Raw genomic sequence first — 12802 nt, forward strand, 5'->3', positions numbered from 1 at the left:
CAATACCCGGGACCGGCGACCGACTCGGCGGATCACCGCCAAGGTCATCACGTTGCAGCCCTCGATAGTTCAGTAGTCAAGCAACGGCATTGTCCCGGAACTTCGAAGTGGAACCGGATCGAGCACCGGCTGTTCTCCCACATCACCATGAACTGGCGCGGCAGGCCCCTGACCAGCCACGAAGTCATCGTCCAGAGCATCGCCGCGACCACCACCAAGACCGGCCTCACAGTGCACGCCGAACTCGACACCAACCCGTACCCCACCGGCATCCAGGTCAGCGACGACGAGATCGCCGCCCTGCCGATCACACGGCACCGCTTCCACGGCGACTGGAACTACACCCTCCACCCCCAGCAGCCGCTGGACGCAACACCGACGAACAGCACGCCGGACCAGGCCCCCGCGAACACATCACATCAACTCGCGCCACGTTTACTGCAGGACCCGGAACTGACCGGTATGACCCGCCAACAGCTCAGCGCACTCATCGACACACTGACTCCCGCGCTCGAGGTCCAACGCGAGCAAGTGCTCCGCACGCATCGCGGTCACGAGCGACTGGTCGCCCCCGGCACAGGCGCCAAGGCCAAACTCACCCCAGCCGACCGGATCCTGGCCACCGTGCTCCACCTGCGCAAACTCGCCACCATGGACCTCCTCGGCCAACTTTTCGGCGTCACCGCCATGACCATCAGCCGCGCGAAACAGGAAGTCCGTCCGCTCCTGGAAGCGCATGCAAGATCAAGAAAGCGTGTTAAAGATCTACACGCCCTTAGCCCATGCCGCGCCCGCGCAGTCCTGCACCCTGTCGAGGAGTACGTCGCCCACGCCTGCCGTTCCGCAGCAGCGGCCGTCGTTGTCCCAGAAGCCGGGGCGCAGCCGCTGTGGGACTCCCGAGGTGAGGATCGACGTCAGGCAGCGGTCCCGCAGTTCGGCGACCCCGAGGCCCGCCACCTCGGTCACTCCCGCGTGCGACAGGGCCGCGAACAGATGCGAGGTGCCCGCCGGACCGTGGCACCACGTGTACGTCACCGGCTCCACCTCCCGCTTCGACGGCGGAATCGTGTGCGGGACGATGAATCCCCCGTCCTCCAAGGACCCCACGGACAGGACGTGCCGGGCTCCCTCCACCACGGCCTCGACGAAGTCTTCCCGGTGCAGCGCCGCACCCGCCACCGCCAGCGCCGCGGCCACCCCGGCGGTGCCGTGCGAGTAGTTCGGCATCCTCCCCTGCCAGCCCGGCGCCATCGCCCAGTCCAGGCCCGTCTCCGTACGGTCGGCCATCCGCAGCAGGGCCTCACCGCCGGTTGTCGCGATCGGCTCGGCGAACTCACCGCCCGCCCAGACCGCGGTCAGCACCACACCCGCGGCGCCCCCGATGATGTCGGTCAAGGGAGCGTCGGAACCTGAGTGGGCGTTTGATGTTGATTCACATTGACCGTTTCAGCGCACTTTGCCGCGTCTGTCGCCAACGCGTACGGCCTGAAATCCAGGAAGCTCCCCACCATTGGGGAGCTTCCACCCCATTGCTAAACCAGACGGAATTCGAGCGCCATGTGCGAACCAATCGGGCGATCCGATCATCGCCTCGAAGGGTGCGATTGTGCTCCTATGGAGCGAAGTATCCCGAAAGCCGCCGACCTCGAAGGCGACATATCTCTTCTGAACCCACCTAAACGCCCTCTGAGTGGGCATTTAGAGATGCTCTATGCCGGTAAGTAACTTTCATGACTGTCAGGCTTGAGATGTTTGCCCTATGAGCTCGTAACACGATCATGCGACCCAGTCCCAGCAGTCGTGTCGTGGTGGAGCGTGGGAACGTGGCCCTGGATCGTGGGCGTTGACCTGTGTGGGGAAGAGGGGCTGGATGAGCGTGGTGTGGGCGGCGACGTCGCCGGAATCGGGACTGTTCCATCCGGTTGAGAGACGTTCAGAGGTGAAGGATCTGTCAGACCGCTTCGATGACCTGCGTTCCCGTGGCCAGGGGTACGTCGAGGTTCGCTCGCCGAACGGGGAGTTCCCGGTGCTGATCCTGGCCTTCCGAGATGATCACGCGGTCGTCCATCTGATGAGTGACACCGAGCGGATGTCTCTGCTCGTAGGAGACGGCACCGTGCCCTCGGGTGCCGAGGTCGAAGTTCCGATCATGGACGACCTCGCCGCGTTCACGGGCGACTTTGTCCTGGATATCGATCGGGCGTGGGACCTGGTGCACGACTTCACCCAGACGCGGGCGGCCGGCCCTCTGGGTGAGTGGTGTGAGCTGTAGCTAAAGGCTCGCGACACGATCATGATCGGTGCTTCTTCAGTCGCCTCCAGCAGATGAGGCCGCAGGCCAATGAGACGAAGGCGTCGTGGAGTTCGGTTCTGCGTTCCCAGCGGACGGCGAGGCGCTTGAACTGATGGAGCAGGGCGAAGGTCTGCTACACGACGTAACGGAGCTTGCCCATGCCCTTGATGTTCGGAGCGCCCTTGCGGGAGTTGACCGGCAGGATCCGGCGCTTGCGCAGCTCCTCGCGGTGGGGGTTGGAGTCGTAGCCCTTGTCGCCGAGCAGCGAATCGGGGCGGCGGCGTGGCCGGCCGGGAGGCCCGGCCACGGGCGGGATGCCGTCGGCCAGGGCGAGGGTCTGGGTGACGTCGTTGACGTTGGCAGCGGTGGTGATGACTTTGAGCGGGGTGCCGCGGCCGTCGCAGATCAAGTGGTGCTTGCTGCCCGTCTTCCGCCGGTCGACCGGTGACGGACCGGTGTCGGTCCCCCTTTTTTTCGCACGGATGTGGGAGCCGTCCACACACGCCCTGGACCAGTCGAGTTCGCCGACCGCATTCAGCTCGGCGAGCAGAATGCGGTGCAGCCGGTCGAAGACCCCGGCCTGCTGCCACCGCTCCAGACGCCGCCAGCAGGTCTGTCCGGAGCCGAACCCCAGCTCCAGGGGCAGCAGTTGCCAGGCTATGTCGTTGTGGAGCACGTACAGGATGCCCTGCAGACACAGCCTGTCCGCCACCGGCCGCGGCCCGGGTGATCGCTCAGGCCAGGACGGCAGCAGCGGCTTGATCAGCATCCACAAGTCGTCATCCACCATCCATGGCCGAGTACTCACACTCTCCCGAACGGCCGAATCGTCACATCGGTCACGCCCAACCAGGGCACCTCAACAAGATCGTGTTACGAGCTCTAGGCGGTAGCGGATCGCGCTGGGCTGATGGATTCTGAAGCGGAATTGACGCTGTTTCAGTTCAATTCTGTCTGCCTCCCCTCATCCCGCACTCTCGCGTTGCTAAATCCTGAATCTAACCTCCCCTCAATTCTCGCTATTTTCAAACAAATTATGCGTGGGAGTACGCTCGTCGCGTCTTTCCGGTAATCTGTGGCCAGATCCCACGCCGAGCGTGGAGCCAAAAGCCCAACAGCTCCAGAGCGCGCCATCGGCCCACACGGAGGCTGGGGTGACGGACGTGCCGGCCGTCAGGCACCGCTGGCTTGGTCGTAGCATGGGGATCCTTCCCGAGCCACCCCCAGGCGGCATCTCCCCGCAACCACTCAACTAGCTGGACGTGTCGATGTACTGCTGATTGGCAGAACTCTCAGGTTCCGGCGTTCCGGACCTGTTGACGGAATGTCAGAAACTCGGACCACATGTGCAGGCCAACTCCGCGCCGCCGCCGTCTTAAAGGGCCGCGTCAAGGACACCAGCAGGGGCATATCGATACAAAGCAGTCCGTAGGTTGGTTTCGTCGAATCCGTCCCAGCTGCACTGGCCCTTCATAGACGCACCAGAGGCGGTCGCCGGCGCGGTGGCGAAGTTCGTCCAGCACGGGCCAAGCACTGACCCGACCATCTCGGCTGCGCCGCATCGCCCAGACCGCCCCGCGGGCGCGATCGTGTTCCATCCAGCGTTCCTGTTCCCCGGTAGGGGATGTGGCAAGCTTTCTGATCGCCTACCAGGTGGTGCGGCATTGCTCCCACCCGGCGCGAGCCCGGCAGAGTGGCGCCAACTCTCACCAAGCGATCTCACCGTCGCCACACCTCTACTGCCTCCCACAGGGACGCAGAGCGGGGCGGCGGAGAGACGGCCGGGTGTCGGGGACATCCTTAGGTTTCACTCGCTCTCTACCATGTCCGTCGAGGCGGGTGCGAGGGCAGCATGCATGTCTGCACAGCCGCTGATACGGAACATCGCGCCCGGCTTGGGCCAGCGCCGCCGGGCTTCCACCGCTCAACGGGGAGGGTCTTACTGTGAGTCGAACACGCTTATGCCCCAGAGTGCTCATCGTTGGTGCCGGCCTGGCCGGCACCGCCACGGCGATCCGTCTGCTCTGCTTTGCGCGCAGGCCGTTGGAGATCGTCCTGCTCGAACGGCACTCCGAGTATCGGTCCGCGGGCGTCGCCTACCACCGGGACGGCAACCCCTGGGGCCATGTTTTCAACATCCAGGCGGGCCGGATGTCGGTGTTTCGGGAGGATGTCCTCGACTTCGTCCGCTGGGCCAACGACGAAGCGGACCGTAGCGATTGGCCGGCGCCCTGGGCCGAGTTCGAGTTCGCCGAGCAGGGGCCGGCGCCCCGGCGTATCTTCCAGGACTATTTGATGGATCGTTTGGCCAGGGCCAGACGAGAGGCCTGTTCCGGTGTCGTGCTCGTCGAGGCGGACGGTGAGGCGATCGACATGGAACTGTGCTCCCCGGGAGTCGAGGTGACGGTGCGGCAGTGGTCTGCGCCGCCGGGGAGCTGTCTTCCGGCCTCGCAGGGCCCGGAACCGGCGGTGATCTTTGCCGATCACGTCGTTCTCGCGACCGGCCTCGAACTCCGGGAGCCGCCCTTCGCGGCCGAGGTACTCGCGCATGCCTCTTTCGTGCGCAACCCGTTTTCCGCGGCTGGCGTCAGCAAGCTCGACGGGCTCTCGCCGGAGGCGACGGTCGCGATCGTTGGCTCCACGCTGAGCGCGTACGACTCGGCGGGTCTGTTGCTGCGGCAAGGCCACACCGGGCGGATCTACCTCATCTCGAAGACTGGAACGATTTTCCGGACGTACCCTCGCGGCCACGAGCACGAGGTGGTGCGGTTGCCCTGCCCGAGGTCGCTGATGGAGCCATACCGGAATCGTGAGGAGTTCCTGGCCCGGGTCCGGGCGGAGTGGACGTCGGCGTGTGCGGCGATCAGCCGGGAGTACCCAGGCATCGACCCTGCCGTGGTCGCGGAGCGGGTAGCCAAGGCCTGGGAGCCACATCTGCCCGAGGCCATCGGGCAGATTCCCTCTTCGGAACTGCGGGGCCTGCTGGATGAGTTCAGTACCGCGATGGCCTCGTTCCGCGTCGGCGCGGTGGAGCACACGATGGCGATCATCGAGCGAGCAATGCACCCGGCCGACGGGCGGGTGAAGCTGGTCGTCGGCAAGGTGGAAAGGATCACGCCAACTGGCGCCGGACGACTGGCCGTTTCGGTCACGGCCCCAGAAGGGAAACGCACCCTCGACGCCGATCTGGTGGTGTCCAACTTCAGCCGGGAGTGGGACTACAGAAGGGCCAGCCAGCCTCTCTGGGCGAATCTCCTGCGGAGGGGGATCGCGGTACCCCATGAGCGTACCGGGCGCGGCGTGGAGGTCGACGAACGGGGCGCGCTCCTGGACCTGCGCGGGACGCCTGTGAGGCCGATCTCAGCGGTCGGCCCACTACGCGAGGGCGACGAGATGGTGCGGAACGGGCGCATCGGAGCGTTCACCTTCAATCTCGCCGCCATCAAGAACCAGTCAATTGTTGTCGCCGCGCGCGCGGTCGAGGAATTGGAGTCGCAAGAGGATTTGGCTCCCTTCCGTGATCAACTCCAGCGCTATGTCAGCAATATGAAGGAAGCAGCCCTGGCGAAATTCGAGGACGCTGTGAACCTAGAGGTGAGGAGGCTGGTCGCGAATTCGCGCAAAGAGCGGGAACTGCTCGCTTCCCGCTTGACCGTCAGCATCCGATCCATGGACGAACCTCCGATCCTTTCCCCCTGCGCGTTCCGGCACGACCGCGTGACCAGAGCCCTCGTGCACTGGACCGCCGTCGAGCGGCTCACGGACGTCACCGTGACTCCACGGCAGCTACGTCGGCAATTAGGGATAGTGAACACCGAAGACCTGGAGGTCTAGTTGAACAGGCACCGTATTCAGGGATCCCTCTTGATCAGCGGCGCACAGCGTGTACTACGAGGTGTCTGTAACCGCACAAGAAGTCCGCTGGAGGGATCGATCCTGGTCGCACCTACCCTCGAAGCGGGTTTGTACGAAGCGATCGTGTCTGCGCGGGCGGTCGTCTGCGGTTCGGGTGGGCTGACCGGCCACATGCAGTCCCTCTGCCGCGGCAGGGGGATACCCGTGCTCCGGGTCGACAAGGCGGACCTCGCCGATCTGGTCGGCGAAGTGACGCTGGATCTGGAAAGCCAATCGATCGTCGTCGAGCGCGGCGCGAGTGCCTTGAGCCCCTCACCGGACGATCTCGGTTCGGCATGTGCAGTCATCGCGGACCTGCAGGACATCCGCACGATCAACTCGTCCGGTCCTGACGCGAAGCGGGTCGACTCCTTTTTCATTCGGGAGGAGTTCCTCTGTCTGGCGGCGCGACTGCGTCCGCTCGACGCCCTGGCGGGCAACCCGGCCGACATCAACGCCTACGCTCGTGCCGTAGCGGACCGACTGTGCGCCTTCGTCCATGCACTCCTGCCCGGCCAACGGCTTGTCCTACGGCTTCTCGACCTCCGCTCCGACCACGCCGCCGAGGTCACCGAGCTGGCCACGGTCGCAGTCGAACCGAACCCCGAGCTGGGCCTGCACGGCGCGCGTTGGCTGCGTGGTTCGACCGCGTACCGGGATGCCCTGCACGCCGTACTCGGCTTCCTGCGCGAAGGTCTCGGCGACGCTGCGGACCGAGTGTGCCTCTCGGTTCCATTCGTCACGGACGATGAGGAGTTCGCCCAGCTCAGGGTGCACCTGGATTTGCCAGTTGGCGTGCCTTTGTCCGCGTTCATCGAAACGCCCGCAGCAGTGCACGCCACGGCGGCGATCTGCGCCGCGGGAGCAAACGAGTTGTTCGTCGGCGTGAAGGACTTGGTGCAGTTCTACCTCGCGGCGGACCGGAGCAACCACCTGGTGGCCGACATCTACCAGACCCGGCACCCAGCCGTCATGGACGCACTTCGGAAGGTAGTGGAGTCCGCGCGCACTGCGGAGACCCCTGTGCGGGTGTTCTCGCTGGGGTCGGACCTCGCCCACTACCTGGAGCACCTGCCGACCCCCGACGGCTATATGTTGTGCACCGCGGAACTTCAGCAGATCCTCCTTCGGACGCGCCCCTGACAGATTGGGCTCGACGCACCTCACCAACGTCAGCAGCCGCTCGGCATGCCCGTGCTCGGCCAGGCCCAAGCCGTGGCTTTCTCACGGAGGAGCGCCGGCGACTACACGAGGCAGCCCTGAGGGAGTGACGGAAGAGACCTACGTGGCCGATCTGCTGGTGACTGTCTTCCATGATCTGGAGCCGCCTCGCTGGCCGGTGAGTACCTGCCCGGTGATCGTCTCTGGTGACGGCGCTAGCCCCCTGCGCTCAGGGCATCCAATGTGGCCAGAATGTCGGCGGGTTCGGCGCGGGTGGTGTAGTCGGTGTTGACGTAGGACCAGGGGATGGTGCCGTGGCGGTCGATGACGTAGGTGGCGGGCAGCGGGAGGGTGCGCGGGTAGCCGCCGTTGACGCGCTGGAGGTCGAAGCCGAGTTTGTCGTAAACGGCTGCAAGGTCGTCGGGGAGGTCGAAGGCGAGGCCGTATTGCTTGGCGGTGCCGGAGCCGATGTCACTGAGGACGTCGAAGGCGAGGGAGTGCTTCTCGCTGAGCGTGAGTGACTCGTCGGGGATCTGCGGAGAGAGGGCGACAAGGCGTGCCCCGCGCGCGGTGATGTCGGTGTGGTGCTGCTGGAGAGCGCGCAGGGTGATGTTGCAGTACGGGCACCAGGCGCCGCGGTAGAAGGTCAACACGACCGGGCCGCAGGAGAGTAGGTCGGCCAGCGCCACGTACTCGCCGGTGGCGGAGGGCAGTTGGAACCGCGGAGCCTGAGCGCCGACGCTAAGGGCACGGTCGGCCTGCCCTGAGGCAGCCAGTTCCTGCCCCGCTGTGCGCAGGATCTCCTGTACGTCGGCGGGGATTTGCTGCTGGCGCGCCTCGTAAAAGGCGCGCAGTTCGGCGTTGAGGGTGGTCATGGTGTCCGGTCCTTCCAGTCGGCATCCGATTAACTTGGAATGACCGTTTCAAGATAGTGGCGGGTGCGATCCCATACCAGCGGGTGGTGGGTATATCTTGAAATCATCGTTCCAGGTTGGTGGGTTGAGCATGCCGGACATCAAGCACTTTGCCCCGGATGCGGTCCTTGAGACCGTAATGCGGCTGTTCTGGCGACGGGGCGTGGCCACGACCGGGATCCAGGACATTGTTACCGCGACCGGCCTCAACCGTTCCAGCCTGTACGCCACCTTCGGTGGCAAGCAGGAGCTCTACCGTGCCGCGCTGCGCCGCTACCTTGATCAGCGCTCCCGGCCGGTGCTTCGCCGTCTCGCCGAGGACGGTCGGGGTCTTCCGGCCGTCGCCGGGTTCTTCGACCGGCTCATCGAGGCGCGGTGCGCGGGCGAGTACGCCCGGTGGGGATGCCTCGTCTCCAACGCGCACGCCGGCGCCGAGCACAGCGACCCCGAGGTGCGCGCCCTTCTCGACCACCATCACCAGGAACTGCGGGACGCCATGCAGGCGGCACTCGTCGCGGCAGAGGCCCAGGGGCAGCTCGCCGCTGGCGTTGACCCAAGTACCAGTGCCGAGCTGCTCACGCTGCTCGCCTACGGCGTGAACCTGCGCTCCCGGGCTGATGCCGACGCCACATCGCTGCACTCGACGGTGAAGGCCACCCTGCAAACCCTGAACGGCCGCACTTCCGTGTGACGACAGCCAACCAGCAGGACCCCGGCCAAGCGACCGAACCTCACCTGGGCGGCAGCCTCGCTCAGCGGCTACGCGGCCGCGAACATGGTGGACCAGCCGTTGCGGAGGAGGAACCCCCGGTGTGGACAGGCGCGGGCGGCGATCAGTTCCCGCTCGCGCGGCTGGAGGTGCTGGGCCCGCGCACCGGGGCTTCGGCCACATCATCGAGCGGTTGCGCCGTCCGGACCGGCGTCCCACGGTGCCGGGTTCGCTGTCGGGCCGAACGTGGGGCGCCTCGGCTCCGTTCACACGCCGAGGACCTGGGAGGCCATGGCGGTTCCCCGCACCCGAGCGTCGATCTTGGCGAAGGCAAGGTTGCGGGAGGTGGAGGTGTCGTCGGCGAACGGCGAGAAGCCGCAATCGTCGCACGTGCCCAGCTGGTCCACGGGAATGTAGCGGGCGGCGAGCAGGATCCGATCACGCACTTCTTCGTGCGTTTCGACGGTGGTGCCGATCGGGTCGGTCACCCCCACGAACACCCGGATGCCCGGCCGGAGCTGGTCGGCGATGATCCGCAATACCCGCTCGGGGTCTGCCTCGCTGGCCAACTGAACGTAGAAGTTGCCAACCTCGAGCCGGAAGAGTTTGGGCAGCAGATCCGCGTAGTCGACGTCCAGACTGTGGGTGGAGTCGTGGTCGCCGCCCGGACAGGTGTGCACCCCGAGCCGGGTCCGCTCGTCCTCAGTGAACCGGCCGAGCACCGCGTTGTTCAGCGCGATGAAATCGTTGAGCAGCTCTCCGCTCGGGTCGAGCTTGAGGGAGAGGCGGCCCTCGGTGAAGTCGAGCTGCACCCCGTGGGCACCCGCGTCGAGGCAGCCGCGGATGTCGGCCTCCGCCTCGTCGGCCAGGTCCCGGAGGAACGCCTCACGGGAGTAGCCGTCGAGGGGTTCGCCCGGATAAAGCAGGCTGAGTGCCGAAGGCGCGATCACTGCCTGCTTGAGTGGTCGATCGGTGTGGCGTCGGGCGCTGCGCAGGTAAGTCTCTGCATGGACCTGGTAGCGGAACGGTCCCGCGGTCAGGCAGGGCAGCTGCCGGATGTGGCCGTCGGCGAACGGGATGACCGCGCCTCCCGGGTCGAGGGCGGTCAGACCCGTGATCGGATAGGTGGCGAAGCTTGGCTTGGCCTGCTCCCCGTCGACGAGGACGGAACAGCCTAACGCCTCCAGTCTGGCCAGGGTGTCGGCGGTGGCCTGGTCCTGGAGCCTCGCCAGTGCGGCGTCGCCCAGGCGTCCTTGGGCGTGCTCGGCGAGGGCCGTCTGAAGGGCGCGGGGTCGGGGGATGCTGCCGATCGGTTCAGTGGGAATGCTCATGCGCCGAACCATAGGAAGCGCCTTCGACCCGGGCAAGGGGGCCTGGACCTACTACGCTGCCGACTCGTTGCGGGCGCGACCTGCACTTCGATCCGCATCTCCGCACGCCACAGGCCGCGGCGTGGCTGCGGCGCTCGCCGACATGATCCACGGTAACTGAAAGCAGATTTCATGAAAGATGAGCTCATCGGCGTGAATTCACGGACAAGGGTTGACCCGGCGATCTGGTCGGAGGCTTCGCCGCCGCCCCTTCCCCGCCCATCGCTGCCACGCGTCCGGCCGACTGGAAACACGCCCGCGCCAGCCGCGGCGTCCGCCCCCAGGTCATATCGCGCCAGGTGACCAAGCGATCAAAGAGATGCGGATCGGCGCGGTGCTCACCGTGACGCGGCCCCTGTGATCGCCTGCGGGCGCTGGCCCCGGATCGGGGCGCACGCGGAGCTACGCGCTTTGCAGCAGCGGCCCGACGAGTGCCCGGCGGGACCGGTCTGGCGCTGGCTGGGGGGCAGCACAGAAGACACTGCTTCGCACTCGGGGTGGCCCACTCCCCCTCCGGAGGCGGAGTATGGAAGGGACCCATATCAAGGCCACGCCGTTTCGCTCGTGAGAGGACATCCGCCATGCCGCACATCGCCATTGACAACAACGAGCCCGGGATCCGCGGGTTGATGACCCAGCGGCCGGATACCGCGGCCCCGCTGAGTCAGTTAGCCGAGACGCTCCTGCGCTCCCCCATGTCGCTCCCGCCCGGGGAGCGGGAGCTGATCGCCGCTTATGCATCCCACGTGAACTCCACGCCCTTCTGTTCCGGTTCGCACGGGGCGTTCGCCGCCGCCCAACTCGAAGAGGGGCCCAAGGTCGTCGACGCCGTGCTCGCAAATCCCGACACCGCGCCGATCACGCCGCGGCTGCGGGCACTCCTGCGGATCGCGGCCGAGGTATGCGGGCCTGTGCAGTCCCTCAGGGCCGACATAGTCGCCGCCGCGCGGGCGACTGGCGCCGACGACGCGCAGATCCACGACACCGTCCTGATCGCCGCCGCGTTTTGCATGTACAACCGCTACGTCACCTGTCTCGACACCGCGCTCCCGGACGATCCTGGCTATTTCGGGGACGCCGCGAAGTGGATCGTCGCCCAGGGGTATGTCGCCGAGATCTGACTGCTCCGGCTCACGCCGCAGCAGTCAGCCACGGTCCGCTCACGCGGCGTCGAAACCGTGGAAACGCAGGGGTCCGGCCCCACCCCGGGGCCGCGGTCCTTCGTTCGCCCTCGGGCTTCGCGGATACGACAGCCCAGCCGGATGTGAGTCCCCGTGCACGTGCCCGTGCGCGTTCACTGTCCCGCACGGCCTGGTGCAGGGACCGCTGCCGAACGCTTCTTCCCAGCAGCATCTCAGCTGACGCCGGGCTCCGGTTTGTGTGTTGCTGGGGCCTCAGGTACCGGACCATGAGTAATGGTCCAGGCCTGATGAGGCGTCGGATAAAGTTCCACGGATCCCGTACCGGACGCAGTCGGTACGGGATCCGCCGCGCTCTCCCGACCGACCAGCAGATCGTCGGCGACTCGATTGACGGCGGCCTGTGGATACTCCCCGTAGGCGGTCTTCTATCTAGCACTTTGTGGCTGCGAGCTTCCCCACCGGCGGCCGGATACCTCCCCGGACCTGTACGGACACCGGCCAGCGAAGCTGGCCGGTGTGAAGAACAGCAGGGAGATCATGGAAGTCCTGGAGGCGTACGACCTCACGGGGAGTTACCGTGCCGCGGCCGAGCTGGCCGGCCTCGACCACCACACGGTGTACGGGGACAGCAAGCCCCCTCCGAGCGTCAGGACGTGACGCGACCGTCGGCACACGCCACGGGGGAGGCATGTGCCGACGGAGCCTAGGAGACGTGTTCACGCCAGTCGGCATGGCTCTCCAGCCGACGGAACGCCCCGTCATAAAACAGCAGCGCATCCTCACCCGGGCCATGGCCCAGGTTCAGGACCTCGCCGAGGAAGATCGAGTGGTCGCCGCCGTCATAAACGGCCGCCAGGTCGCACTCGAACCAGGCCAGGGAGCCGCCAAGGATCGGGGCCCCCGTCTGCGGCCCCGGAATCGCGTCCACGGTCTCGAACTCCTGCGCGCCGCGCGGCCGACGGCTGTCGGCAAAATGGCGCGCCAGCCGCTCCTGCCGGTCTGACAGCACCGACACCACAAACGCGTGGTGCTCTCGGATCACCTCATGCATGGAGGCGTCGCGCATCACACACACCAGGACCTGCGGCGGGGAGAGGGAGACCGACGTGAACGAGTTGGCCGTCATGCCGCGCGGCTCATCCCGCCCTGCAGTGATCACCGTGATGCCGGTGGCGAATCGGCCAAAGATCCCCCGCAGTTCCCCGGGGTCGAGATCCCGGCCCTCCGGCGCCCCGACCCGGGTGGGCCGGGGTGCGAGCGCCCGCGGCGGGTCTGCTGGCGAGGGGCGAGCCGCGCTGCTCATACTCATGGCCACCAAC

At 66.5% G+C, this 12802-nt stretch carries 9 protein-coding genes and 3 pseudogenes; 7 read left to right on the plus strand and 5 right to left on the minus strand.

The features are described 5' to 3' along the window. Positions 1–93 precede the first annotated feature (93 nt). Positions 94–729: pseudogene (locus tag ABT114_RS50820) on the plus strand (ISAzo13-like element transposase-related protein); the annotation flags it as partial. A 36-nt stretch (positions 730–765) separates the two neighbouring features. On the opposite strand, the pseudogene ABT114_RS47370 reads toward ABT114_RS50820, so the two are convergent. Then, positions 766–1401 (minus strand): annotated as a pseudogene (locus tag ABT114_RS47370) (lanthionine synthetase LanC family protein); the annotation flags it as partial. A gap of 469 nt (positions 1402–1870) precedes the next feature. Here ABT114_RS47370 and ABT114_RS47375 point away from each other — a divergent pair. Continuing rightward, positions 1871–2272: a hypothetical protein gene (locus tag ABT114_RS47375; protein WP_351152749.1), complete on the plus strand. Its 402-nt coding sequence runs from the start codon at positions 1871–1873 to the stop codon at positions 2270–2272. 19 nt (positions 2273–2291) lie between these two features. Here ABT114_RS47375 and ABT114_RS47380 read toward each other — a convergent pair. Continuing rightward, positions 2292–3083, minus strand: a pseudogene (locus ABT114_RS47380) (IS5 family transposase). A 1181-nt stretch (positions 3084–4264) separates the two neighbouring features. Here ABT114_RS47380 and ABT114_RS47385 point away from each other — a divergent pair. Further along, positions 4265–6127 carry an FAD/NAD(P)-binding protein gene (locus ABT114_RS47385; protein ID WP_351152752.1) on the plus strand — a complete coding sequence of 621 codons (1863 nt, stop codon included), beginning with the start codon at positions 4265–4267 and terminating at the stop codon, positions 6125–6127. Further along, positions 6128–7330: a putative PEP-binding protein gene (locus ABT114_RS47390; RefSeq protein ID WP_351152755.1), complete on the plus strand. Its 1203-nt coding sequence runs from the start codon at positions 6128–6130 to the stop codon at positions 7328–7330. It begins immediately after the preceding gene. Between the two features lie 233 nt (positions 7331–7563). Here the strand turns inward: ABT114_RS47390 and ABT114_RS47395 are convergent, their stop codons facing one another. Next, positions 7564–8223: a peroxiredoxin-like family protein gene (locus tag ABT114_RS47395; RefSeq protein ID WP_351152758.1), complete on the minus strand. Its 660-nt coding sequence runs from the start codon at positions 8221–8223 to the stop codon at positions 7564–7566. A gap of 130 nt (positions 8224–8353) precedes the next feature. Here ABT114_RS47395 and ABT114_RS47400 point away from each other — a divergent pair, with 130 nt between their 5' ends. Further along, positions 8354–8953, plus strand: coding sequence for a TetR/AcrR family transcriptional regulator (locus tag ABT114_RS47400; protein WP_351152761.1), 600 nt, complete (start codon positions 8354–8356; stop codon positions 8951–8953). A gap of 284 nt (positions 8954–9237) precedes the next feature. Here ABT114_RS47400 and ABT114_RS47405 read toward each other — a convergent pair whose 3' ends face one another. Continuing rightward, positions 9238–10302 (minus strand): cobalamin-independent methionine synthase II family protein, encoded by a 1065-nt coding sequence (locus tag ABT114_RS47405; RefSeq protein ID WP_351152763.1) that lies wholly within the window; start codon positions 10300–10302, stop codon positions 9238–9240. Between the two features lie 620 nt (positions 10303–10922). On the opposite strand from ABT114_RS47405, the gene ABT114_RS47410 reads away from it, so the two are divergent. Both ABT114_RS47410 and ABT114_RS47415 read left to right on the plus strand, forming a co-directional pair. Further along, positions 10923–11462: a carboxymuconolactone decarboxylase family protein gene (locus ABT114_RS47410; RefSeq protein ID WP_351152765.1), complete on the plus strand. Its 540-nt coding sequence runs from the start codon at positions 10923–10925 to the stop codon at positions 11460–11462. 537 nt (positions 11463–11999) lie between these two features. Further along, on the plus strand, positions 12000–12140 hold the full coding sequence (locus tag ABT114_RS47415) for a hypothetical protein (RefSeq protein WP_351152827.1): 141 nt from the start codon (positions 12000–12002) through the stop codon (positions 12138–12140). 46 nt (positions 12141–12186) lie between these two features. Here ABT114_RS47415 and ABT114_RS47420 read toward each other — a convergent pair whose 3' ends face one another. Further along, entirely contained in the window at positions 12187–12786 is a 600-nt protein-coding gene (locus ABT114_RS47420) for a flavin reductase family protein (protein ID WP_351152825.1), read from the minus strand. Between the last annotated feature and the right edge of the window lie 16 nt (positions 12787–12802).

It is taken from the genome of Streptomyces sp. NPDC002088 (assembly GCF_040296605.1).
Taxonomy (GTDB): domain Bacteria; phylum Actinomycetota; class Actinomycetes; order Streptomycetales; family Streptomycetaceae; genus Streptomyces.

What these genes read in the sequence shown, in the direction of transcription:
- ABT114_RS47375 (WP_351152749.1), top strand. Translation starts at nt 1,871, where the DNA reads ATGAGCGTGGTGTGGGCGGCGACGTCGCCGGAATCGGGACTGTTCCAT.
- ABT114_RS47395 (WP_351152758.1), bottom strand. Translation starts at nt 8,223, where the DNA reads ATGACCACCCTCAACGCCGAACTGCGCGCCTTTTACGAGGCGCGCCAG.
- ABT114_RS47400 (WP_351152761.1), top strand. Translation starts at nt 8,354, where the DNA reads ATGCCGGACATCAAGCACTTTGCCCCGGATGCGGTCCTTGAGACCGTA.
- ABT114_RS47405 (WP_351152763.1), bottom strand. Translation starts at nt 10,302, where the DNA reads ATGAGCATTCCCACTGAACCGATCGGCAGCATCCCCCGACCCCGCGCC.
- ABT114_RS47410 (WP_351152765.1), top strand. Translation starts at nt 10,923, where the DNA reads ATGCCGCACATCGCCATTGACAACAACGAGCCCGGGATCCGCGGGTTG.
- ABT114_RS47420 (WP_351152825.1), bottom strand. Translation starts at nt 12,786, where the DNA reads ATGAGCAGCGCGGCTCGCCCCTCGCCAGCAGACCCGCCGCGGGCGCTC.